The 23,251-nt window shown below is 68.3% G+C and carries 18 protein-coding genes; 11 read left to right on the top strand and 7 right to left on the bottom strand.

Features of this window, described 5'->3' with window-relative positions; all coding sequences use genetic code 11:
* Positions 1-218 precede the first annotated feature (218 nt).
* A complete protein-coding gene (locus tag ABZT12_RS02980) occupies positions 219-1,556 on the top strand; it encodes an MATE family efflux transporter (protein WP_356376220.1) in 1,338 nt (445 codons plus the stop codon).
* A gap of 132 nt (positions 1,557-1,688) precedes the next feature.
* On the opposite strand, the gene rplI is transcribed toward ABZT12_RS02980, so the two are convergent.
* From rplI to rpsF, 4 genes are all read right to left on the bottom strand, one after another.
* Positions 1,689-2,135 carry a 50S ribosomal protein L9 gene (rplI, locus tag ABZT12_RS02975; RefSeq protein WP_356376217.1) on the bottom strand — a complete coding sequence of 149 codons (447 nt, stop codon included), beginning with the start codon at positions 2,133-2,135 and terminating at the stop codon, positions 1,689-1,691.
* Between the two features lie 18 nt (positions 2,136-2,153).
* Positions 2,154-2,390: a 30S ribosomal protein S18 gene (gene rpsR / locus ABZT12_RS02970; protein WP_003949403.1), complete on the bottom strand. Its 237-nt coding sequence runs from the start codon at positions 2,388-2,390 to the stop codon at positions 2,154-2,156.
* A gap of 58 nt (positions 2,391-2,448) precedes the next feature.
* Positions 2,449-3,060: a single-stranded DNA-binding protein gene (locus tag ABZT12_RS02965; protein ID WP_356376215.1), complete on the bottom strand. Its 612-nt coding sequence runs from the start codon at positions 3,058-3,060 to the stop codon at positions 2,449-2,451.
* A gap of 77 nt (positions 3,061-3,137) precedes the next feature.
* Complete coding sequence (gene rpsF, locus ABZT12_RS02960; RefSeq protein WP_006604399.1) at positions 3,138-3,428, bottom strand: 30S ribosomal protein S6; 291 nt, start codon at positions 3,426-3,428, stop codon at positions 3,138-3,140.
* 279 nt (positions 3,429-3,707) lie between these two features.
* Between rpsF and ABZT12_RS02955 the strand changes: the two genes are divergently transcribed.
* The 3 genes from ABZT12_RS02955 to ABZT12_RS02945 all read left to right on the top strand — a co-directional run bounded on the left by ABZT12_RS02955 (position 3,708) and on the right by ABZT12_RS02945 (position 6,394).
* The gene (locus ABZT12_RS02955; protein WP_356376212.1) at positions 3,708-4,022 is read left to right on the top strand and encodes a hypothetical protein; all 315 of its coding nucleotides are present in this window, start codon (positions 3,708-3,710) and stop codon (positions 4,020-4,022) included.
* 166 nt (positions 4,023-4,188) lie between these two features.
* Positions 4,189-5,310 (top strand): peptidoglycan bridge formation glycyltransferase FemX, encoded by a 1,122-nt coding sequence (gene femX, locus ABZT12_RS02950; protein WP_356376209.1) that lies wholly within the window; start codon positions 4,189-4,191, stop codon positions 5,308-5,310.
* 52 nt (positions 5,311-5,362) lie between these two features.
* On the top strand, positions 5,363-6,394 hold the full coding sequence (locus ABZT12_RS02945; protein WP_356376206.1) for an alanine racemase: 1,032 nt from the start codon (positions 5,363-5,365) through the stop codon (positions 6,392-6,394).
* Between the two features lie 112 nt (positions 6,395-6,506).
* Here the strand turns inward: ABZT12_RS02945 and ABZT12_RS02940 are convergent, their stop codons facing one another.
* Positions 6,507-8,015: a glycosyltransferase 87 family protein gene (locus ABZT12_RS02940; RefSeq protein ID WP_356376203.1), complete on the bottom strand. Its 1,509-nt coding sequence runs from the start codon at positions 8,013-8,015 to the stop codon at positions 6,507-6,509.
* Positions 8,016-8,115: 100 nt separating this feature from the next.
* The gene (locus tag ABZT12_RS02935; RefSeq protein ID WP_356376199.1) at positions 8,116-10,374 is read right to left on the bottom strand and encodes a transglycosylase domain-containing protein; all 2,259 of its coding nucleotides are present in this window, start codon (positions 10,372-10,374) and stop codon (positions 8,116-8,118) included.
* A gap of 755 nt (positions 10,375-11,129) precedes the next feature.
* Between ABZT12_RS02935 and ABZT12_RS02930 the strand changes: the two genes are divergently transcribed.
* The 4 genes from ABZT12_RS02930 (at position 11,130) to ABZT12_RS02915 (ending at position 14,916) form a co-directional block, all read left to right on the top strand.
* A complete protein-coding gene (locus ABZT12_RS02930) occupies positions 11,130-11,807 on the top strand; it encodes a PadR family transcriptional regulator (protein WP_356376197.1) in 678 nt (225 codons plus the stop codon).
* A gap of 44 nt (positions 11,808-11,851) precedes the next feature.
* The gene (locus ABZT12_RS02925) at positions 11,852-12,934 is read left to right on the top strand and encodes an inositol-3-phosphate synthase (protein WP_356376194.1); all 1,083 of its coding nucleotides are present in this window, start codon (positions 11,852-11,854) and stop codon (positions 12,932-12,934) included.
* Positions 12,935-13,009: 75 nt separating this feature from the next.
* Entirely contained in the window at positions 13,010-14,332 is a 1,323-nt protein-coding gene (locus ABZT12_RS02920) for an MFS transporter (RefSeq protein WP_356376191.1), read from the top strand.
* Between the two features lie 62 nt (positions 14,333-14,394).
* Positions 14,395-14,916 carry a hypothetical protein gene (locus ABZT12_RS02915; protein ID WP_356376187.1) on the top strand — a complete coding sequence of 174 codons (522 nt, stop codon included), beginning with the start codon at positions 14,395-14,397 and terminating at the stop codon, positions 14,914-14,916.
* Between the two features lie 105 nt (positions 14,917-15,021).
* Here the strand turns inward: ABZT12_RS02915 and ABZT12_RS02910 are convergent, their stop codons facing one another.
* Positions 15,022-16,440, bottom strand: a complete 1,419-nt coding sequence (locus tag ABZT12_RS02910) for a CCA tRNA nucleotidyltransferase (protein WP_356376185.1) — start codon at positions 16,438-16,440, stop codon at positions 15,022-15,024.
* A 258-nt stretch (positions 16,441-16,698) separates the two neighbouring features.
* Between ABZT12_RS02910 and ABZT12_RS02905 the strand changes: the two genes are divergently transcribed.
* From ABZT12_RS02905 to ABZT12_RS02895, 3 genes are all read left to right on the top strand, one after another.
* Complete coding sequence (locus ABZT12_RS02905; protein WP_356376183.1) at positions 16,699-19,107, top strand: DUF6049 family protein; 2,409 nt, start codon at positions 16,699-16,701, stop codon at positions 19,105-19,107.
* 46 nt (positions 19,108-19,153) lie between these two features.
* Entirely contained in the window at positions 19,154-21,403 is a 2,250-nt protein-coding gene (gene murJ / locus ABZT12_RS02900) for a murein biosynthesis integral membrane protein MurJ (RefSeq protein ID WP_356376181.1), read from the top strand.
* Positions 21,404-21,521: 118 nt separating this feature from the next.
* Positions 21,522-23,237, top strand: coding sequence for a protein kinase family protein (locus ABZT12_RS02895; RefSeq protein ID WP_356376179.1), 1,716 nt, complete (start codon positions 21,522-21,524; stop codon positions 23,235-23,237).
* The last annotated feature ends 14 nt before the right edge of the window (positions 23,238-23,251 follow it).

The raw sequence follows: 23,251 nt of genomic DNA, 5'->3' as shown, positions 1-23,251 counted from the left end.
GCACGACCCGGTGGACAGCACTGTGAACAAGACCTCGTCGTTTCCAACGCACCCCATCTGAGCTGGCATTATCCCATCCACCGGCTGTGCAGAGAAAAAACTTTCCGACTCTGTTCAAGATCGCTTCGAACGGTGCGCGAGAGCCTACGCGACGCAAGGATTGGTAAGGGTCACTAGGCCATTGCATCTATTACCTGTGGATGGTTAGATTGGTGCTCATGACACAGGCTCCCGCGACCCCCAGTGCCACCCGGCGACGGCACGACCGAGAGATCGTCGCACTGGCCGTCCCAGCCTTCGGCGCACTCGTCGCCGAGCCCCTCTTCGTCATGGCCGACAGCGCGATCGTCGGCCACCTCGGCACGGCACAACTGGCCGGACTCGGCGTCGCCTCCGCCCTGCTGACGACCGCCGTGAGCGTCTTCGTCTTCCTCGCCTACGCCACCACCGCGGCCGTCGCCCGTCGCGTCGGTGCGGGCGACCTCCAGGCGGCCATCCGTCAGGGAATGGACGGCATCTGGCTGGCCTTGCTGATCGGTGGCCTCGTCATCGCGGCCGCCCTCCCGTCGGCCCCCGCTCTCGTCAGCCTCTTCGGCGCCTCGGACACAGCGGCTCCGTACGCGACGACCTATCTGCGCATCTCGGCCCTCGGTATCCCGGCCATGCTCGTCGTACTTGCCGCAACAGGTGTCCTACGCGGACTCCAGAACACCAGGACACCTCTCTACGTCGCCGTCGCGGGCTTCCTCGTCAACGCGGTCCTGAACCTGGGACTCGTCTACGGCGCCGGACTCGGGATCGCCGGCTCCGCCTGGGGAACCGTCATCGCCCAGTGGGGCATGGCCGCCGTCTATCTCACCGTGGTCGTCCGCGGGGCCCGCCGGCACGGCGCATCGCTCCTTCCGGATGCCACCGGCATCAGAGCCTCCGCGCAGGCCGGCGCTCCCCTGCTCGTACGGACCCTCTCGCTGCGGGCGATCCTGCTTCTCGCCACGGCGATCGCGGCCCGGCTCGGTGACGCCGACATCGCCGCCCACCAGATCGTCCTGTCCCTGTGGAGTCTGCTGGCCTTCGCCCTGGACGCCATCGCCATCGCGGGCCAGGCCATCATCGGGCGCTATCTCGGTGCGGGCGACGCCCAGGGAGCCCGGGCCGCCTGTCGCCGGATGGTGCAGTGGGGCATCGCCGTCGGAGTGATCCTCGGTCTGCTGGTGATCGCGGCCCGCCCGCTCTTCCTGCCGCTGTTCACCAGCGACTCCGTCGTCAAGGACGCGGCGCTGCCCGCTCTGATCCTGGTGGCGCTCTCCCAGCCGATCGGCGGTGTCGTCTTTGTCTTGGACGGCGTACTCATGGGGGCGGGGGACGGGCCGTATCTCGCCTGGGCCATGCTCGTGACGCTGGCGGTCTTCGCTCCCGTGGCTCTGCTCGTACCGGTCTTTGGCGGTGCCCTCACCGCACTGTGGGGAGCGATGACCTTGATGATGGCAGTGCGGATGCTGACTCTCTGGCTCCGCACCCGCTCGGGTCGATGGATCGTCACGGGCGCCACCCGCTGACCGTTTCACGTGAAACATCGACCCCTGTGACGTTTCACGTGAAACAGCCTCCGTGACACTTCCCCCCAGCACGACAGAGGGGCCGCACCCGTTCGGGTGCGGCCCCTCTCTCAGCTGTGCCGAGCGCGACGGTCAGGCCGCGACAACCTCGATGTTGACCTTGGCGGCCACCTCGGGGTGCAGACGCACGGACGTCTCGTGAGCGCCCAGCGTCTTGATCGGGGTCTTCAGCTCGATACGACGCTTGTCGACCTCGGGGCCACCGGAAGCCTTGATCGCCGAAGCGACGTCAGCCGGGGTGACGGAACCGAAGAGACGACCGGCGTCGCCGGAGCGGACGGCCAGACGAACCTTGACGCCTTCGAGCTGGGCCTTCACAGAGTTGGCCTGCTCGATGGTCTGGATCTCGTGGATCTTGCGAGCACGGCGGATCTGCTCGACGTCCTTCTCGCCGCCCTTGGTCCAGCGGATAGCGAAATTCCGCGGGATCAGGTAGTTGCGAGCGTAACCGTCCTTGACGTCAACGACGTCGCCCGCGGCACCGAGGCCAGAGACCTCGTGGGTCAGGATGATCTTCATTTTTCGGTCACCCTTCCCTTAACGCGCGGTGGAGGTGTAGGGCAGCAGCGCCATCTCACGGCTGTTCTTCACAGCCGTGGCGACGTCACGCTGATGCTGCGTGCAGTTGCCGGTCACGCGGCGGGCACGGATCTTGCCGCGGTCGGAAATGAACTTCCGCAGCATGTTCGTGTCCTTGTAGTCCACGTACGTGACCTTGTCCTTGCAGAATGCGCAGACCTTCTTCTTCGGCTTGCGCACAGGCGGCTTCGCCATGGTGTATCTCCTGTGTGATCAAGAAGTGTGGGTACGGCCCAACCCTTCGGCCAGAGGCCTAGAAGGGGGGCTCGTCCGAGTAGCCGCCGCCACTGCCGCCGGCGCCGGAGTTTCCACCCCAGCCGCCGCCACCGCCGCCGCTGCCACCGCCGGCCTGCTGGCCACCGGCGGGAGCACCGGTCGCCCACGGGTCGTCGGCAGGAGCACCGCCGGCCTGCTGGCCGCCGCCGGAGCTTCCGCCCCAGCTGCCGCCACCCTGGCCGCCGCCGCCACCGTTGTAACCGCCCTGACCCTGGCCGCCGCGACCGGCGGTCTTGGTGACCTTGGCCGTGGCACTGCGCAGGCTGGCGCCGACTTCCTCGACGTCCAGTTCGTAGACCGTGCGCTTGACGCCCTCACGGTCCTCGTAGGACCGCTGCTTCAGCCGGCCCTGCACGATGACGCGCATGCCTCGCTGGAGCGATTCGGCGACGTTCTCCGCCGCCTGCCGCCAGACCGAGCAGGTGAGGAAGAGGCTTTCGCCGTCCTTCCACTCGTTCGTCTGGCGGTCGAAGGTGCGGGGAGTGGACGCGACACGGAACTTCGCGACCGCCGCACCGGAAGGGGTGAAGCGCAGCTCGGGGTCGTCGACAAGATTGCCGACGACCGTGATGACGGTCTCGCCTGCCATGGGGGAACCTCTCGGCGGGTTTGCTGCTGGCTGCTTGGTGCTGCTACTCGGATCCCGAGATCAGCTGAGCGGGAGGCTCAGTGGGTCTCGGGACGGAGGACCTTGGTCCGGAGGACCGACTCGTTCAGGTTCATCTGGCGGTCGAGCTCCTTGACGACCGCAGGCTCGGCCTGCAGGTCGATGACCGAGTAGATGCCCTCGGGCTTCTTCTTGATCTCGTACGAGAGACGACGACGCCCCCAGGTGTCGACCTTCTCGACCTTTCCGTTGCCCTCACGGACGACGGAGAGGAAGTTCTCGATCAGGGGGGAGACAGCGCGCTCCTCCAGATCGGGGTCGAGGATGACCATCACCTCGTAGTGACGCATGTGGAACCCACCTCCTTTGGACTCAACGGCCACGGTCGTTCCGTGGCAGGAGGGTTGTGATGCGTTGAGCAACAGTGTGTGCCAGTAGAACAGTCGCCACTGACAATCGGGTTTCCCGGGAGGGTTCCGGACCGTCGCGGCATGGGCAGACACCGGTGCAGAGAGTACAGAGTACCCGCACACCGGCTTCCGGTTGAAATCCGGCGGTGGGGACCGTCAGTCTGTACACATCGGGTGTGTTCGGCGCTACGATGCGCCGCCTTCCGCAGGAGGTGCCATATGGCACAGGCATTGCGACCCACCACCGCCGGATCCCTCTTCGCCACCGACGGCAAATCCCATCCCCTCCAGGACACGCTGCTCGCGGTGACCCTGGTGCTCGGCGTGACGGCCTTCGCCTCGGCCTGGTTCCACGGCCTGCACCTGCTCAGTTCCTGGGCCGGCCTGCTGGGCATCCTCACCGGCGCGTACGGGCAGTGGGTCTCCGTGACCACCCGTGAACGCTTCGGCCTGATCCTGGGTCTCGGCGCCGCCGCCGTAGGATTCTTCCTCGGTATGGCACACGGCGGACTCTTCGGCGGGGTCATCGGCTGACCCCCTAAACCTCGCCTTTCCGACACCGTAGACACCTCGGCGGGCCACAGGCCGGGGCGAAGGTGCCGTACGCCCAGTCGGGGCGCTCGCCGGGCGCAGTAGGCTTCGGCGCGAGAGCCGGAGCCCCTGAACCCATGGGGACAGCCCAGCCCGAGGAGCGCCCCGAATGAGCCTGACCCTGAGGACCATCAGTCGAGAGCAGCATCTGGCATTCATCCAGAGTCTGCCGTCGGCGAGTCACATGCAGGTTCCGGCCTGGGCCGATGTGAAGGCCGAGTGGCGCTCGGAGAACCTCGGATGGTTCGACGACGGGACCGGCGAGCTGGTCGGCGCGGGCCTGGTGCTCTACCGGCAGCTGCCCAAGATCAAGCGGTATCTGGCCTATCTGCCCGAGGGCCCGGTCATCAACTGGTTCGCGCCGAATCTGGACGACTGGATCCAGCCGATGCTCGCCCACCTCAAGCACCAGGGCGCGTTCTCCGTGAAGATGGGCCCGCCGGTCATCATCCGCCGCTGGGAGGCCACCTCCATCAAGGCGGGCATCCAGAACCCGGACGTGAAGCGGCTGCGCGACATCGAGGCCGACTTCATCGAGCCCCGCGCCTTCGAGGTGGCCGACAAGCTGCGCCGCATGGGCTGGCAGCAGGGTGAGGACGGCGGCGCCGGCTTCGGCGACGTACAGCCCCGCTACGTCTACCAGGTGCCGCTGGCGAACCGCTCCCTGGAAGAGGTCCACAAGAACTTCAACCAGCTGTGGCGCCGCAACATCAAGAAGGCCGAGAGGGCCGGTGTCGAGGTCGTCCAGGGCGGCTACCACGACCTTGAGGAGTGGCAGCGGCTGTACGAGATCACGGCCGTGCGCGACCACTTCCGGCCCCGCCCGCTGTCGTACTTCCAGCGCATGTGGACGGCCCTCAACACCGAGGACCCGAACCGGATGCGGCTTTACTTCGCCCGGCACAACGGGGTGAACCTCTCCGCGGCGACGATGCTGGTGGTCGGCGGGCACGTCTGGTACTCCTACGGTGCCTCCGACAACATCGGCCGTGAGGTCCGGCCCTCGAACGCGATGCAGTGGCGCATGCTGCGCGACGCCTACGCGCTCGGTGCCACCGTCTACGACCTGCGCGGCATCTCCGACTCGCTGGACGAGACCGACCACCTCTTCGGTCTGATCCAGTTCAAGGTGGGTACAGGCGGTCAGGCCGCCGAGTACCTCGGCGAGTGGGACTTCCCGCTGAACAAGCTGCTCCACAAGGCGCTCGACATCTACATGTCGCGCCGCTGACCTCCCGTCCCTCAGATCCACCGAAGTCACGAGAAAGGTTCCGGGTCCGGCCATGGCGCTCACGCTCTACGTCGACACCGCACGCTGGCGGGCGCATCACAAGCACGTGTCCGGGCAGTTCCCGGGTCTCGTTCCGGTCTGCAAGGGCAACGGCTACGGCTTCGGGCACGAGCGGCTGGCAGAGGAGGCCACACGGCTGGGCGCTGACGTCCTCGCCGTCGGCACCACCTACGAGGCCGCGCGTATCAAGGACTGGTTCGGCGGCGACCTGCTGGTGCTCACGCCGTACCGCCGCGGCGAGGAGCCCGTGCCGCTGCCGGACCGGGTCATCCGCTCCGTGTCGTCCATCGACGGCGTGTACGGCCTCGTGGGCGCACGCGTGGTCATCGAGGTGATGTCCTCGATGAAGCGCCACGGCGTGAGCGAGCAGGAGCTGCCGCAACTGCACTCCGCCATAGAGAACGTCCGCCTGGAGGGCTTCGCCATCCACCTTCCGCTGGACCGGACCGACGGCTCGGACGCCGTCGAGGAGGTCATCGGCTGGATGGACCGGCTGCGCGCGGCCCGGCTGCCGCTGCACACGATGTTCGTCAGCCACCTCAAGGCCGAGGAACTCGCCCGGCTGCAGCAGCAGTTCCCGCAGACCCACTTCCGGGCCCGGATCGGCACCCGGCTGTGGCTGGGGGACCACGAGGCCACGGAGTACCGCGGCGCGGTCCTGGACGTCACCCGTGTCGCCAAGGGCGACCGCTTCGGCTACCGGCAGCAGAAAGCGGCCTCGGACGGCTATCTGGTGGTCGTGGCGGGCGGCACGTCGCACGGGGTGGGCCTGGAGGCCCCCAAGGCGCTGCACGGCGTCATGCCGCGCGCCAAGGGCGTCGCACGGGCCGGCCTCGCCACGGTCAACCGGAACCTCGCGCCGTTCGTCTGGGACGGCAAGCAGCGCTGGTTCGCCGAGCCGCCGCACATGCAGGTCTCGATCCTCTTCGTGCCGGCCGAGGCGGCCGAGCCGAAGGTGGGCGAGGAACTGGTGGCCCATCTGCGGCACACCACGACGCAGTTCGACCGCATCGTGGACCGCTGAGCCCGCAGGGCCCAAGCGTCGCGCGTCGTGGCGACAGCCGAGAGGCCGGGCACGGAACCTTCCGTGCCCGGCCTCTCGCTTGGTCCGGCTGTGTCTCTGACGCCCTGTTCGCTCAGAGCGAACCGTCGGCCGGGTCCCGGGTGCCCCACTCGACCTGCGGGGTGTCGAAGGAGGCCGCGTGGCGCGGGGGACGAGCCGCGGAGCCTACGACGAAGACGTCCTCCGCGCCGTCCAGGACGCCGCCCGAGGGGTCGTCGTCACCGGCCCGGCGCACCGGGTCCCGGTCCGGCAGCAGGATGTCGCGTACGACCATGGCGCAGAGGTAGAACGTCCCCAGCAGATGCAGGCCGATCGCCCAGTGGTATCCGTCGGTCGGCAGCCCCTTATGGGCGTCTCCGCTCGTCGTGTAGGCGAGGTACATCCAGATGCCCAGGAAGTACGCCACCTCGCAGGCCTGCCAGATCAGGAAGTCCCGCCACTTCGGCCGGGCCAGCACGGCCAGCGGGACCAGCCACAGGACGTACTGCGGCGAGTACACCTTGTTGGTGAGGATGAACGCCGCGACGATCAGGAAGGCCAGTTGGGCGAAGCGGGGCCGGCGCGGCGCTGTCAGCGTGAGGGCCGCGATACCCGCGCAGCCCACCAGCATCAGCAGGGTGGCGAAGGTGTTGACGGTGTCGGTGCTGAGGGGGTCGGTCGAGTTCTGGGCCAGGATCAGCCAGAAGGAGCCGAAGTCGACGCCCCGTTCCTGGCTGAACGTGTAGAACTTCGACCAGCCGTCGAAGGCGAACAGCATCACCGGCAGGTTCACGACGAGCCAGGCGACCGTCGCTCCGCCCAGCGCCTTCCCGAACCCCCGCCACTTCCCCGCACGCCAGCACAGCACGAGCAAGGGGCCGAGCAGGAACACCGGATAGAGCTTGGCGGCCGTGGCGAGCCCCAGGAGGACTCCGAAGGCGACGGGACGACTCCGGGACCACATCAGCATCGCCGCGGCCGTCAGAGCGACCGCCAGCAGGTCCCAGTTGATGGTGGCTGTCAGCGCGAAGGCGGGCGCCAGAGCGACCAGCAGACCGTCCCAGGGGCGGCGGGCGTGCGTACGGCTGACGCAGACGACGATGATGGCCGCGCACGCCATCAGCATCCCGGCGTTGACCATCCAGTACCACTGTTCCTGGTCCTGGATGCTGCCGCTGCCCGGGGTGAGCCAGGCGGCCACCTCCATGAACACACCGGTCAGCACCGGGTATTCGAGGTACTGCATGTCGCCGGGGAGCTTGTCGAAGTACGGCACGAGACCGTCGGCGAAGCCGCGCCCCTGATAGAGGTGCGGGATGTCCGAGTAGCACGCGTGCGTGTACTGCGAGCTGGCGCCGAAGAACCAGCCGCCGTCGTAGCAGGGCGCCTTCTGGACCAGTCCGAGGGCGAAGATGCCGATCGCCACGAGTACCACGACCCGCACGGGGGTCCACCAGGACGTCCCCAGCAGGGCCCGTCGGCCGATGGGACCACCGATCAGTTCACTGGCGGCGGCAGCGACCTCGTCTTCCCTGGTCGGCCGTACCGGATCCGGCTCGTGCACGCTCGTGGGCGTCAGTTCTGCACTGGGCATGGGGCACATCCTGCCGTACGCGTCTAGGAATACGCCGAGGGCCGCCGCACCTCGTGAGATGCGACGGCCCATGTTTCACGTGAAACACCCTTCTCGGGCGATATGGCCGCTAACCGTTCTGGCCCCCGAAGATGCCTCCGTTGCCGCTGCCTCGGGTGGTCCCGCTCGTTGCCGACTCCGAAGCTGACGGCGAGGAGGTCACGCCCCCGTCGGTGCCGCCGTTGTCCGTTCCTCCCGTGTCGCCGTTGCACAGCCCGGCGAACCGGCAGGAGTCGGTCGGTGAGGGGCTCGGACTGGGCGTCTCGCTCGGGGTCTCGCTGGGCGTCTCGCTCGGCGTCTCATGGGGCGTGATGACCGGCGTCGGCGTCGGCGTCGGGGCGCCCGCCTCGTTCTCGATCTTGTCGATCTTGGTCGCGTCGGGGAAGCCCGGGTCGGACTTTCCCTTCAGCGCGGCCTCCATGTACGCGGTCCAGACCGAGGTCGGGATGTCACCACCGTGGATGGATGCCACGCCGGCCGTGCCGTTCATGGAGAGCAGCTCATGGTCCTTCGGGTTCTCCCTGAACATCGCGATCGACGTCGAGAGCTGCCGGGTGTAACCGACGAACCAGGCCGACTTGTTGCTGTCGGTGGTACCGGTCTTGCCGGCCGCCGCACGGCCCAGCGCCTTCGCGCTCGTCGCCGTACCGTTCTGAATGACGTTCTCCAGGGTGTCCGTGACGTTGTTCGCCACGTTCTCCGGCATCGCCTGCTTGGTCTTCGGCTTCGTGAAGCCGCTCATCTCCTGCCCGTCCTTCTTGACCTCGGTCACGGAGTACGGGTCCACCTGCGTACCGGAGGCGGCGAACGTCGCGTAGGCGTCGGCCATCCGGATCGCGCTGGGAGTCGACGTACCGATGGCGAAGGACGGGTTGAGGTTCTTCGCCATGCTCTGGTCCAGAATGCCCGCCGCCTTGGCGACGTCCCGCACCTTCGTCATGCCGACGTCAACGCCCAACTGCACGTACGGCGTGTTGATGGACTGCTCCATCGCCTTGCGCAGGGTGATGTAGCCCCAGGCGTGGTCGCTCTCGTTGTTCTGGAAGAAGGTCGAGTTGTCCTTGTTCAGGACGTACGACCCGTCCTGGTTCATGACCTTGAGATGGTCGTTGCCGTTGTACTTGCTGAGCGGCGAGATGCCGACGCCGTCCGTCTTGTACGTGCCGTACTCCATGGCCGCGGCGAGCACGAACGGTTTCCACGTCGAACCCACGGGGACACCCGAGGTGTCGGCGTTGTTGGTGAAGTGGCCGTTCTCGTAGCCGTCACCGCCGTAGAGCGCGACGATCGCTCCGTCGTTCGGCAGCACCGACGCCGCGCCGAACTGGACGTACTTGTCCAGGGTGCGCTTCTTCGGGTCGAGGCGTTCCTTCTGGACCTTCTTCACGGCCGCGCTCAGATCGTTGACCTTGCTCTTCTGGAAGGTCGTGTAGATCTGGAAGCCGCCTTGGTCGAACTGGGTCTGCGAGATGTCCGAGTGGTTCAGGACGTACTTCTTGGCGGTGTCGACCAGATAGCTGATCTGGCCGGTCATGCCCTTGGTCGCCTTCAGTCCCTGCGGCGTCGGGTACTTCTTGATGGCCGTCTGGTACTCGGCGTCCGTGATGCGCTTGTCGTTGTGCATCTGCTCCAGGATCCAGCTCCAACGCGCCTTGGAGCGCGCGGTGTTGGCCGCGGCGGTCGCCGTGGGGTCGATGCTCTCGCTGCCCATCGGGTCGTAGTACGTCGGGCCCTTCAGCAGGGCCGCGAGGAAGGCGCACTGGCTCGGCTTGAGCTTGACCGCGTCCACGCCGTAGTAGGTCTGCGCGGCGGCCTGGATGCCGTAGGCGCCACGGCCGTAGTACGAGGTGTTCAGGTAGCCCTGGAGGATCTGCTGCTTGGTGAGCCTGGTGCCCACCTTGATGGAGATGAACATCTCCTTGAACTTGCGGGTGACCGTCTGTTCCTGGCTCAGGTAGGTGTTCTTGACGAACTGCTGGGTGATCGTCGAACCACCCTGCGTCTGACCGCCCCGCGCCATGTTGGCCAGCGCCCGGGCGATACCCATGGGGTCGACGCCCGAGTCCGTATAGAAGCTCTTGTTCTCGGCCGAGATCACCGACCACTGCATGGCCTTGGGAATCTGGTCGATGGTGACGTTCTGACGGTTGGCCCCGGTGCCGGTGGCGACCATCTGGGTGCCGTCGGACCAGTAGTAGACGTTGTTCTGGGACTTCGCGGCGGTGTTCTCGCTGGGAATGCTGACCATGGCGTACCCGACGCCGACGGCGGCCACCAGGCTGCCGAAGAAGAGCAGGCAGAGACCGGAGACCAGCTTCCAGGAGGGCATCCAGCGGCGCCATCCGTACTTGTCGAAGCGCGGGTAGTCGATGATCCTCTTCTTGCCGGGAGGACCCCCCTTCCCAGGGCCCCGGCCGGACCCGTTCGGGCCGCCGGGACCACCGCGCCGGCCTCCGCCGACGGGTTCTGGCCCTCTGCGGCGGCCGCCATTTCCACTTCTCTGTGAGGCCCGGCGTGCCTCGGCACGGCCACCGGACGGGCGCTCTTCGCCCCCCGACTCAGCGGGGCCCGACTCGTAGGAGTCGGAAGGAGACCCGGTGGCGCCTCGCGGTGCCGCGCGGCGGCCGGAGGACGGGCCGGGCTGGCCGCGTCGGGCCGCGGCACGTCCGCCTCCCTGCGGCGGCGGCGGTTTGCGACGGTGCTCGCTCATCGAACGATTACTCCTCGGGCAGGCGCACCGATGCGCGCCTGGAAACGGCGGCTGGTTTCCGGTCCCCCCGAAGTACGGATGTGGTCGGTTTCGCATTCATCCGTACCGCACCGAGGACGGTGACGCCCCCACGCGTCACGTGGTTCCCGGTGGTGTGCATGCCGCACAGACTACGCACCGTCAAAACCCGCCCAGCCCCGAAGTTCACCTCAAACCAGGCAACTTGGTTCCAACGAATCGGCGATGTGACGCCGTTCACTCTCTTCCCACTTGTCCCAACCGGAAGGCCGTTCTATCGTCTGGATGTATCGAGTCGATACATCAGCTCGGCATAAAGACCGTCACGGCCCGACCGGGGCAGAGAGGAGGCGACCATGAGCCGGCGTTCCGGCATCCTTGAGTTCGCCGTACTCGGCCTGCTCCGCGAGTCCCCGATGCACGGCTACGAGCTGCGCAAACGACTCAACACGTCACTGGGTGTGTTCCGTGCTTTCAGCTACGGAACGCTCTACCCCTGCCTCAAGACGCTGGTCACCAACGGCTGGTTGATCGAAGAAGCGGGGAACACTCCCGAGGACGCCCTCACCGCCACACTCGCGGGGCGTCGCGCCAAAATCGTCTACCGGTTGACGGCGGAAGGTAAGGAGCACTTCGAGGAGCTGCTCTCGCAGACGGGTCCCGACGCGTACGAGGACGAACACTTCGCCGCTCGCTTCGCCTTCTTCGGGCAGACGTCACGCGACGTACGCATGCGCGTACTGGAGGGCCGCCGCAGCCGGCTGGAGGAGCGTCTGGAGAAGATGCGCTCCTCCCTGGCTCGGACCCGGGAGCGCCTCGACGACTACACCCTTGAGCTCCAGCGCCACGGAATGGAGTCCGTGGAGCGCGAAGTGCGCTGGCTGAACGAGCTCATCGAGAGCGAGCGGGTCGGACGGGATCTGAAAGGTCCCGAAGGCTCCGCTCAGCAGGACAGCACATCCGGGGAGTCGGGCGGCCTGCCCCGGCTCGGGGGCACCCCCGAGCCGGATCCGTCCGACGGAACCACCACATGAGGTCCAGTCAGGGCCTCACCTCGCACACACAGGGAGCAACCGGAATGGGTTCGGTTCGCGTAGCCATCGTCGGCGTGGGCAACTGCGCCGCCTCACTGGTACAGGGCGTCGAGTACTACAAGGACGCCGACCCGGCGGCCAAGGTCCCGGGTCTGATGCACGTCCAGTTCGGCGAGTACCACGTCGGTGACGTCGAGTTCGTCGCCGCCTTCGACGTCGACGCGAAGAAGGTCGGCCTCGACCTCTCCGACGCCATCGGTGCCAGCGAGAACAACACCATCAAGATCTGCGACGTCCCGAACAAGGGCATCACGGTCCAGCGTGGGCACACCCTCGACGGGCTGGGCAAGTACTACCGCATGACGATCGAGGAGTCCGAGGAGACCCCGGTCGACATCGTCCAGATCCTCAAGGACCGCCAGGTCGACGTCCTCGTCTGCTACCTGCCCGTCGGTTCCGAGGACGCGGCGAAGTTCTACGCCCAGTGCGCCATCGACGCCAAGGTCGCCTTCGTCAACGCCCTTCCGGTCTTCATCGCCGGCACCAAGGAGTGGGCGGACAAGTTCACCGAGGCGGGCGTCCCGATCATCGGCGACGACATCAAGTCGCAGGTCGGCGCCACCATCACGCACCGTGTGATGGCGAAGCTGTTCGAGGACCGCGGTGTCCGCCTTGAGCGCACGATGCAGCTCAACGTCGGCGGCAACATGGACTTCAAGAACATGCTCGAGCGCGACCGCCTGGAGTCCAAGAAGATCTCGAAGACGCAGGCCGTCACCTCGCAGATCCGCGACCGCGACCTGGGCGAGAACAACGTCCATATCGGTCCCTCGGACTACGTGGCCTGGCTCGACGACCGCAAGTGGGCCTACGTCCGCCTCGAGGGCCGTGCCTTCGGCGATGTCCCGCTGAACCTGGAGTACAAGCTGGAGGTCTGGGACTCCCCGAACTCCGCTGGTGTCATCATCGACGCGCTGCGCGCCGCGAAGATCGCCAAGGATCGCGGCATCGGCGGCCCGATCCTCTCCGCGTCGAGCTACTTCATGAAGTCCCCGCCGGTCCAGTACTTCGACGACGAGGCCTACGCCAACGTCGAGAAGTTCATCAAGGGTGAGGTCGAGCGCTAGACGCTCCCCTGATGCGTGCGTGGAGGGTCCCCGGGCATCCGCTCGGGGACCCTCCCCGTATGTGAGGCTGTGCCCATGGCTGTCGTGCGTGACCTGCGCGCTCTTCTGCGTGTCCGCGACTTCCGACGTCTGCTCGGCGTACGTCTGCTCTCCCAGGGCGCCGACGGCGTCTACCAGGTCGCGCTCGCCGCGTACGTCGTCTTCTCCCCGGAGAAACAGACATCCGCCGCCGCGATCGCCTCCGCGATGGCGGTACTACTCCTCCCGTACTCCCTGATCGGCCCCTTCGCCGGCGTCCTCCTCGACCGCTGGCGCCGCCGGCAGGTCTTCCTTCACGGCAATCTGCTGCGCGCCCTGCTGACCGCCCTGACGGCCGCTCTGATGGCGAGTCACGTCCCGGGACAGCTCTTCTACGTCTCCGCGCTGAGCGTCACGGCCGTCAACCGCTTCGTCCTCGCGGGACTGTCCGCCGCGCTCCCCCGGGTGGTCGACGACGGGCACCTGGTGATCGCCAACTCCCTTTCCCCGACGGCCGGAACGCTCGCCGCGACCGCGGGCGGCGGCCTCGCCTTCGTCGTTCGTCTGCTGGTCTCCGACTCAGACGCCGCCGTGGTGCTTCTGGGGTCCGTCCTGTACCTGTGCGCGGCCCTCACCTCCCTGACGCTCGCCCCCGAACTGCTCGGTCCCGAAAGGGCGTTGCTACACCCCCGACTCTCCACGGCACTCGCCGGCACCGCCCGGGCCCTGACGGCGGCCGTACGACACCTGGCCGCACCCCCACGCAGGGAGGCGGCCCGGGCGCTCGCCGCGATGACCCTGATGCGGTTCTGCTACGGCGCCCTGACGGTCATGCTGCTGATGCTCTGCCGGTACGCCCTGTCCTCGACCCCGGGGGACGGACTGCGGCTGCTGGGACTGGCGTTGGGGGTCTCCGGGGCCGGTTTCTTCGCGGCGGCCGTGGTGACCCCGTGGAGCGCGGACCGGCTCGGTCCCGGCCGCTGGATCGCCGTGTGCGCCGCTGCCGCCGCACTCCTGGAACCGGCGCTCGGCCTGCCGTTCACGACCGTCCCGCTGCTGGCGTCCGCCTTCGTCCTGGGGCTGACCACACAGGGTGCGAAGATCGCCACGGACACGGTCGTCCAGTCCTCGGTGGAGGACGGTTTCCGCGGCCGGATCTTCTCCCTCTACGACGTGGCGTTCAACGTGGCTTTCGTCGGCGCGGCAGCGGTGTCCGCCCTGGTGCTGCCTTCGGACGGCCGCTCGGTGGTACTGGTCAGCACGGTCGCCTTCACCTATGCGGCGGTTGCTATCGGTATGACTCGCTTCGAGCTTCGGCGAGGGTCACATGAGAGACACAACAACTCGTCCAGGGGCGGCGTTGTCAGTGAGGGCGGATAACTTACGGGCGTCTTATTTCGCGCCTTGTGCGCGTCACACGTTCGAATTCCAGGGGGACCCCAGTGACCACTCCGCCGCCTCCGGGCCAGAATCCGTTCGGCCAGGGCCAGCAGCCCTACGCTCCGCCGCAGGGCCAGGCGCCCTACCCGCCCCAGGGCGGCTACCCGCAGCACCCCGCCTACGCACCGCAGCCCGGCCAGCCCGGTCAGCCCGGCTTCCCGCCCCAGGGCGCCGGTCCGTACGCGCCGCCCGTCGCACCGAAGCGCAAGATCAGCTTCAAGGTCATCCGGACCATCGTCGTCGTCGTGATCGCCCTTGGTGTGGCCATCGGCGGCTACATAGCCAACCGGGACGACGCCGACACGGCGAAGGTCGGCGACTGCATGCACCGCGGCAGCAGCAGCGCCACCAACCCGGACCTTGAAGTGGTGGACTGCGGTTCCTCGAAGGCTCAGTACAAGGTCGTCCAGAAGAAGAGCGGCACCAGCGCCAGCTGCGACCGGACCAAGTACTCCGAGTACACGGAGAGCAAGGACAGCAACTCCTTCACTCTCTGCCTTGAGGACTACTCATCCTCGAAGTAGCGCCGCCAGTCGCTGAGAGGGCGGTGTTTCACGTGAAACACCGCCCTGATCCTGTGCCGTACGAGGACATGTTTCACGTGAAACATGTCCTCCCGTGACGTGACCTCAGCCTTCCGCGGTCCACCACTCCTTGAGGGCGGCAGCGGCCGCGTCCTGCTCCATCGGGCCGTTCTCCAGCCGCAGCTCCAGCAGGAACTTGTACGCGCGACCGATAGCCGGACCGGGAGCGACGCCCAGGATCTCCATGATCTGGTTGCCGTCGAGGTCGGGACGGATCGAGTCCAGCTCCTCCTGCTCCTGGAGCTGGCCGATGCGTTCCTCCAAGCCGTCGTACGCCCGGGACAGGGCGGCAGCTCTGCGCTTGTTCCGGGTGGTGCAGTCCGAGCGGGTCAGCTTGTGCAGGCGGTCGAGCAGCGGTCCCGCGTCACGGACATAGCGACGGACCGCCGAATCCGTCCACTCGCCGGTGCCGTAGCCGTGAAAGCGCAGGTGGAGTTCGACTAGGCGGGAGACGTCCTTCACCAGCTCGTTGGAGTACTTGAGGGCCGTCATGCGCTTCTTGGTCATCTTCGCGCCGACCACCTCGTGGTGGTGGAACGAGACCCTGCCGTCCTTCTCGAAACGGCGGGTGCGCGGCTTGCCGATGTCGTGCAGCAGCGCGGCCAGGCGGAGGGCGAGGTCGGGGCCGTTCTCCTCCAGTGCGATGGCCTGCTCCAGGACGATCAGGGTGTGCTCGTAGACGTCCTTGTGCCTGTGGTGCTCGTCGCTCTCCAGGCGCAGCGCGGGAAGCTCGGGCAGCACGTGGTCGGCGAGCCCGGTCTCGACGAGCAACGTCAGTCCCTTGCGCGGGTGGGCGGAGAGGATGAGCTTGTTCAGCTCGTCCCGGACCCGCTCGGCGGAGACGATCTCGATCCGTCCGGCCATCTCTGTCATCGCCGTGACGACCTCGGGGGCCACCTCGAAGTCGAGCTGAGCCGCGAAACGCGCGGCCCGCATCATCCGCAGGGGATCGTCCGAGAAGGACGCCTCGGGAGTGCCCGGCGTGCGCAGCACCCGTGCCGCCAGGTCGTCCAGGCCACCGTGCGGGTCGATGAACTCGTTGGCGGGGAGTGCCACCGCCATCGCGTTCACGGTGAAGTCCCGGCGGACGAGGTCTTCCTCGATGGAGTCGCCGTACGACACCTCGGGCTTGCGTGAGGTCCGGTCGTACGCCTCCGCGCGATAGGTGGTCACCTCGACCTGGAAACCGTCCTTCTGCGCCCCCACTGTCCCGAAGGCGATCCCGACCTCCCACACGGCGTCCGCCCACGGCCGGACGATCTTCAGCACGTCCTCGGGACGGGCGTCGGTCGTGAAGTCCAGGTCGTTCCCCAGCCGGCCCAGCAGCGCGTCCCGGACCGAGCCGCCGACCAGGGCGAGCGCGAACCCGGCCGCCTGGAAGCGGTGGGCGAGGTCCTCGGCGACAGGGGCCACGAGCAGCGGCCCAGGGGAGGAATCGGGGGTGTCTTCGTTGGCGTTCGGCACAACAGAAAAGGGTACGTGGCCCGGGCAGCCCCCGGCGCCTCCATTAAACGTCCACGGACACCTGCCCTGATACCCGGACAAGGCATGTGCTTGTGACGTAGACCATCGCGTCCCTTGATACGCGCATATACGGGGCGCGCGGATCGCGTTTCCCGATCTTGCGGAGCAGTCCGCGGCACTTCCCCTCAGCGGGCATCGTTACCATGCGTGGACGCACATTGCGACGACCACTGACGACGACGAGGGACGGGCGAGCGCGTGGCCGAGGCGGCAGACTTCCAGGGGACACGTCCCTCACCTGCCCGCCGGTGGCTGCGGCGCACCGGCGCACTGCTCGCCGGGGTGCCACTGCTGACCGGCTTCCTGCAGTTGCCCGCCGCGGCTACGACGCCGGCCTCCGTCCAGACGTCCGCGAAGGCCGCCTCCGGCTCGCGCACGGTGGCGGTCTCGCTCGACACCCTCACCCCGAGCGTCCCGACGGACGGGGACACCCTGACCGTCTCCGGCACGGTGACCGACAACGGCAAGCAGGCAGTCACCGACGCCCACCTCGATCTGCTCGTGGGGCCGGTGCTCGACACCCGCTCGGCGATCGACAGCGTCTCCACGCGCACCGGCTACGTCCCGGGGGCCGAGGGCTCGGTGGTGGGCGGCAAGTACGTGCAGGAGTTCGCCAAGCTCACCCCGGGTGTCGCCGAGGACTTCAGCATCTCGGTGCCGGTCGACAAGCTCGACCTCGGCGAGGACGGGGTGTACCAGTTCGGCGTCGCCCTCTCCGGGAAGACCTCCGCGCAGCCATGGGACCAGGTTCTGGGTATCCAGCGGACGTACCTGCCGTGGCAGCCTTCCGACGCTGACACGAAGACGCGGACGACGATGCTGTGGCCGCTCGTCTCCGACGTCCACCTGACGGCGGAGACCGGATCGAACGAGCAGCAGACGCCGGTCTTCCTCAACGACGACCTCGCCAAGGAGATCGCTCCGGGCGGCCGTCTGGACGAGATGCTGTCGCTGGCCAAGGATCTCGACGTCACCTGGGTGATCGACCCGGACCTGCTCGCCTCCGTCGACGCGATGACGCACAGCTACAAGATCCGCGGAGCCGGCGACACGGTCACGGCGGGCACCCACCAGGCCGTGGCCAAGACGTGGCTGGCCGAGCTGCAGTCGGCGGTCGAGGACAAGGAGGTCGTCGCCCTACCCTTCGCCGACCCCGACCTCGCCTCGCTCGCCCACAACGGCACCAGCGTCACCGGCTCCCTCAGCCACATCAAGGACGCCACGGACGTCGCCGCCAGCACGGTCGAGACGATCCTCCACGTGAAGCCGAGCACCGACTTCGCCTGGCCCGTCGACGGCGCGGTCGACCCCTCGATCATCAAGGTCGCCACCTCCGCCGGCGCCGACAAGGTGATCGCGCGCAGCGACAGCCTCCAGGAGGCCGGCGGTCTGTCCTACACGCCCTCGGCGGCTCGCCCCATCGGCGGCGGCACGACCGCGGTGGTCGCCGACGCCCGGCTGTCCACGGCTTTCGAGGGCGATCTGACGAAGGCCGGAGCCGCCACGCTGGCCGAGCAGAGATTCCTGGCCCAGAGCCTTTCGCTCGACCTCCAGACGGACAGACAGCGCACCATCGTGATCGCCCCGCAGCGGATGCCGACCGGCGCTCAGGCCCATGCCATGGCGGAGGCGCTCACCACCCTCCAGGACGGCACCTGGAGCCAGTCCCAGGACCTCGCCGCCGCCGCCAGGGCCAAGCCGGACCCGGGTGCCACCACGAGGGTCCCCTCGACCTCCTCGTACCCCTCCTCGCTGCGCAAGCAGGAACTGTCGAGGACGGCCTTCCAGGACATCGCGAGCACCCAGGACAAGCTCGACAACTTCCGGGTGATCCTCACCGACGAGTCCCGGGTGGTGACCCCCTTCGGGCGGGCCGTGAACCGGGAGATGGCGACGTCCTGGCGCGGCCGAGCGGGCGAGGCCGAGAGCTTCCGCCGGAGCGTGCTGGCCTACCTCGACGACCTCACCGGCCAGGTCCGGCTGATCGACAAGTCGGAGACCAAGCTCTCCGGCCGCAGCGCCACGATCCCCGTGACCGTGCAGAACAACCTGGTGCAGGGCGTCGGCCGGCTGATGCTGCGGCTCACCTCGACAAGCCCCACGCGGCTGAAGATCGGCGGCAAGGCCTACGCTGAGCAGCCCGTGGCGGTCTCCGGCGGCCACAGCCAGTCCGTGAAGTTCAGCACGTCGGCCAATGCCAACGGCCGGGTCTCTGTCGTCGCCCAGCTGTACACGCAGGACGGCCAGGAGTACGGGCAGCCCGTACGGTTCGACGTGAAGGTCACCGAGGTCACGCCCACCGTGATGCTGGTGATCGGCGGCGGAGTGCTGCTGCTCGTCCTCGCCGGCTTCCGGATGTACACGCACCGCAAGCGTGCTGCCGCCCGGCAGGCCGAGGAGGACGGCCCGGACGGGTCCGACGGCTCCGACCGGTCGCAGGAAGAACCCGAAGGCCCGGAGAACCCCGGTGGCCCCGAGGACCGTCTCAAGGACGGGACAAGCGCTCCGTCCCGGGCGGACGAGCCGGAGCACCCGAGTGACCCGACACCGGACACCGCACCGGAAAGCGCCGACCCGTCCGGCACGGGTGAGAGAGTGGACCGTTGAGCGATGTCGTGGCCGGTGGGCCCGGGGACGATGAGGTGGGGTAACCATGAACGCGCCGTACGACGGTGACCGCGGTCAGGGCGCGGGCAGCTCGGGCCACGCCGAGGGTCCGCCGCCCGGACACGACCAGGTGCCGCCGCAGTCTCCCGCGGACATGTACCTCCAGGACGCCTACGACCAGGACCCCTACCGGGACCACGACCTCTCCGCCCAGGACCCGGTCGCCGAGGCGCTGTACGACCGTGCCGCGCATCCCCCGCCGCCCCCCGGCACGTACCCGCCGCAGCAGCCCCTCTACGCCCAGCCGTCCGCGTCGCAGTACACCCCCGACCCGCGCGTGTGGGCGCAGACCCCGGCGCCCGAGCCGGAGGGCCCGACGCGGTATCTGCCGTACGGCGACGACCCCCGTACGACCCAGTTCGTGGGCGTGGACGACCTGGTGACCCAGGCCGGCGAGGAGTACCACGAGCCGGACGCCTTCGCGCATCTCTTCCGCGACCAGCAGCAGAGCGGCCCGCGTCCGCCGATGGAGCCCGCGGTTCCCGGCCCGTCGCCGGCGCCCTCCTCGGGGCCAACTTCCCGCGGGACCCCCCGGGAGCCGATGTCCGACGCCACGATGCAGCTGACCCCCACGGCGGCGGTGGCGCCGCCCGCTGCGAAGAAGGGCGGCCGTACCTCGGGCCTGCTCCAGTCCAGTGCCGTGATGGCGGCGGGGACGATGGTCTCCCGCCTCACCGGCTTCGTCCGCTCGGCGCTGATCGTCTCCGCGCTCGGCGTCGGCCTGCTCGGCGACACCTTCCAGATCGCCTACCAGCTGCCGACGATGATCTACATCCTGACCGTCGGCGGCGGCCTCAACTCCGTCTTCGTGCCCCAGCTCGTACGGGCCATGAAGGAGGACGACGACGGCGGTGAGGCGTTCGCCAACCGGCTGCTGACCCTGGTCATGGTGGCGCTCGGCGTTCTCACCGTGCTCGGCGTCTTCGCGGCACCGGTCCTGATCCGCCTGCTCTCCGATCCCGTCGCCGGCGACCCGGTGGCCAACGGGGTGAGTGTCACCTTCGCCCGCTACTTCCTGCCCTCCATCTTCTTCATGGGCATCCACGTGGTGATGGGTCAGATCCTCAACGCGCGCGGCAAGTTCGGCGCGATGATGTGGACCCCGGTCCTGAACAACGTCGTCATCATCGTGTCGCTCGGCGCGTTCATCTGGGTCTACGGCACGGCGGCGCACTCCGGCATGAAGGTCGGGACGATCCCGCCGGAGGGCCAGCGGCTCCTCGGCGTGGGCGTACTGCTCGGCCTGGTCGTCCAGGCGCTCGCCATGATCCCGTATCTGCGGGAGACGGGATTCCGGCTGCGGCTGCGGTTCGACTGGAAGGGCCACGGCCTCGGCAAGGCCGCGACACTCGCCAAGTGGACCGTCCTGTTCGTCCTCGCCAACCAGGCCGGCGCGATCGTGGTGACCCAGCTCTCCACCGCCGCCGGCAAGAACTCACCCGTCGACGGCACCGGCTTCGCGGCCTACGCCAACGCCCAGTTGATCTGGGGCCTGCCGCAGGCGATCATCACCGTCTCCCTGATGGCGGCGCTGCTGCCGCGTATCTCGCGCTCGGCCGCGGAGGGCGACGGCGGCGCGGTCCGCGACGACATCTCCCAGGGGCTGCGCACCACTGCCGTCGCGATCGTGCCCATCGCCTTCGGTCTGCTCGCCCTCGGCATCCCGCTGTGCACGCTGATCTTCGGCTCCTCCGGCACCCGGCCGGCCACCAACATGGGCCTCATGCTGATGGCCTTCGCCCTCGGCCTGATCCCGTACTCCGTGCAGTACGTCGTCCTGCGTGCCTTCTACGCCTACGAGGACACCCGGACGCCCTTCTACAACACCGTCATCGTCGCCGCGGTCAACGCCGGCGCCTCGGTGGTCTGCTACCTGCTCCTCCCGGCCCGCTGGGCCGTGGTGGGCATGGCCGCCTCCTACGGTCTCGCCTACGCGATCGGTGTCGGCGTCGCCTGGAACCGCCTCCGCAAGCGGCTCAACGGCGACCTGGACGGCCCCCGGGTGATGCGGACGTACGCGCGTCTCAGCATCGCGTCGGTGCCGGCCGCGCTGCTCGCCGGCGCGGCTTGCTACGGGATCGGCCACACGCTCGGCCAGGGCGTCGTCGGCTCGTTCGCCGCTCTCCTGGCCGGCGGAGCGGTACTGCTCGGAGTCTTCTACGTCGCGGCCCGCCGCATGCGCATCGAGGAGCTCAACTCCCTCGTCGGTATGGTGCGCGGGCGCCTGGGACGCTGAGTCGGGGGTACGCACACAACCATCGTTGGCCGCCGTGTGTCGTGCACAGCGGCAGACTGTGGGCACAATTGGTTTCGGCGTCGGACAGCGTGCAACGGATGGGGAGGCAGGAACGGCGGTGGCGGAACGGAGCACGGCTGCCGTCGACGTGGCAGACAACAGTGGCGACGAGCCGCTGACCGCCAAGGCGGACCAGTCCACGGCCGACGGGGTGGCCCAGAACCCGGAGCGGGACACGGACAGCAACGAGGCACAGGGGAGCGGCGGAACCGAGGAAGCGGGCAGGACCGCACCTCCCGAACTGCACAGCGGGCACAAACTCGCCAGACGCTACCGCCTTGAGGAATGCGTCACCCGTCTGGACGGATTCAGCAGCTGGCGAGCGGTGGACGAGAAACTCCGCCGTGCCGTCGGCGTCCACATCCTGCCCGCGGACCACACGCGGGCCCGTTCCGTACTGGCAGCGGCGCGTTCCTCCGCGCTGCTGGGTGATCCCCGCTTCGTCCAGGTACTGGACGCGGTGGAGGAGAACGACCTCGTCTACGTCGTGCACGAATGGCTGCCCGACGCCACGGAACTGACGGCGCTTCTGGCCGCCGGCCCGCTGGAGGTGCACGAGGCCTACCAGATGGTCAGTCAGGTCGCCGCCGCGATGGCCGCCGCGCACCGCGAGGGCCTCGCCCATCTGCGGCTCAATCCGAACGCCGTCCTTCGTACGTCGTCCGGTCAGTGGCGTATCCGTGGTCTCGCCGTCAACGCGGCCCTCCGCGGAGTCAGTTCGGAGACTCCGCAGCGCACCGACACCGAGGCCATCGGCGCCCTGCTGTACGCGGCGCTGACCCAGCGCTGGCCGTACGAGGACGATGCCTACGGTCTGTCGGGGCTGCCCAAGGACGTCGGTCTGATCGCGCCCGACCAGGTGCGTGCCGGTGTCCACCGCGGGCTGTCCGAGCTGGCCATGCGCGCGCTCGCCAACGACGGTGCCACCGCATCGCGTCACGAGGCCGCGTGCACCACGCCGGAGGAGCTGGTGAAGGCGATCGGCGAGATGCCCCGCATCCGTCCGCCGGAGCCGGCGTTCACCGCTCCGCCCGAGTACCAGCGCACGACCTATCAGCAGGGCACGTACGGCCGTCCGCCGACGGGATCCGGTGTCACCCAGCCGGTGCCGTCGCCGCCGCCTCCGTTGCAGAGCCGTACCGGCAAGGCCCTGAAGTGGGCCGTGTCCGCGCTGCTGATCGCCGCCCTCGGCCTGGGCAGCTGGCAGCTGGCAGACGCCCTCATGGACCAGGGCAACAAGTCCGACGACACCACGCACACCAAGACGACGGACGGCAACGACAAGAACGGCGGCAAGATCAAACCGCTCAAGTCGCTCACCGTCCAGGACGCCAAGGAGTATGTGGCGAAGGGCGACGCCCAGCACCCCGGCGACGTGGGCAAGACGTACGACGGAAACACCTCGACGTACTGGCGGACCTCCAGCTTCCTGGGAGGCCCCGTACTCGCGCCGTACAAGCCGGGTGTGGGCATCGTCTATGACCTCGGCTCGGCCCGGGACGTGTCCACCGCGACCATAGGGCTCTACTACGGCGGCGATCACACCACGGTGAAGCTCTACGCGGCGGACTCCCTGGCGCCGGTGTCGATGGACTCGATGACGGAGATCGGCGAGGTGACGACGACCGGAACCACCGCGACGCTGAAGGCCACCAAGTCGGTGAAGAGCCAGTACGTTCTCGTCTGGCTCACCGCTCTGCCGCACGCGGCCGGCGACCAGTACAGCGGCGCCGGATACAAGCAGGCCATCACCGACGTGAAGTTCATGGGCTGACGTCTCACCGGAGG

Origin of the sequence: Streptomyces sp. NPDC005423 (assembly GCF_040606415.1) — a bacterium.
Lineage (GTDB): Bacteria > Actinomycetota > Actinomycetes > Streptomycetales > Streptomycetaceae > Streptomyces.
This window is presented reverse-complemented; position numbering and strand designations above follow the sequence as displayed.

Bases quoted from the DNA above. Each gene is read 5' to 3' on its own strand.
- ABZT12_RS02955 (WP_356376212.1), top strand. From the start codon at position 3,708: ATGGCACAGGCATTGCGACCCACCACCGCCGGATCCCTCTTCGCCACC.
- femX (WP_356376209.1), top strand. From the start codon at position 4,189: ATGAGCCTGACCCTGAGGACCATCAGTCGAGAGCAGCATCTGGCATTC.
- ABZT12_RS02935 (WP_356376199.1), bottom strand. From the start codon at position 10,374: ATGCCCTCCTGGAAGCTGGTCTCCGGTCTCTGCCTGCTCTTCTTCGGC.
- rpsR (WP_003949403.1), bottom strand. From the start codon at position 2,390: ATGGCGAAGCCGCCTGTGCGCAAGCCGAAGAAGAAGGTCTGCGCATTC.
- ABZT12_RS02945 (WP_356376206.1), top strand. From the start codon at position 5,363: ATGGCGCTCACGCTCTACGTCGACACCGCACGCTGGCGGGCGCATCAC.
- murJ (WP_356376181.1), top strand. From the start codon at position 19,154: ATGAACGCGCCGTACGACGGTGACCGCGGTCAGGGCGCGGGCAGCTCG.
- rplI (WP_356376217.1), bottom strand. From the start codon at position 2,135: ATGAAGATCATCCTGACCCACGAGGTCTCTGGCCTCGGTGCCGCGGGC.
- rpsF (WP_006604399.1), bottom strand. From the start codon at position 3,428: ATGCGTCACTACGAGGTGATGGTCATCCTCGACCCCGATCTGGAGGAG.
- ABZT12_RS02940 (WP_356376203.1), bottom strand. From the start codon at position 8,015: ATGTGCCCCATGCCCAGTGCAGAACTGACGCCCACGAGCGTGCACGAG.
- ABZT12_RS02925 (WP_356376194.1), top strand. From the start codon at position 11,852: ATGGGTTCGGTTCGCGTAGCCATCGTCGGCGTGGGCAACTGCGCCGCC.
- ABZT12_RS02930 (WP_356376197.1), top strand. From the start codon at position 11,130: ATGAGCCGGCGTTCCGGCATCCTTGAGTTCGCCGTACTCGGCCTGCTC.
- ABZT12_RS02965 (WP_356376215.1), bottom strand. From the start codon at position 3,060: ATGGCAGGCGAGACCGTCATCACGGTCGTCGGCAATCTTGTCGACGAC.
- ABZT12_RS02920 (WP_356376191.1), top strand. From the start codon at position 13,010: ATGGCTGTCGTGCGTGACCTGCGCGCTCTTCTGCGTGTCCGCGACTTC.
- ABZT12_RS02980 (WP_356376220.1), top strand. From the start codon at position 219: ATGACACAGGCTCCCGCGACCCCCAGTGCCACCCGGCGACGGCACGAC.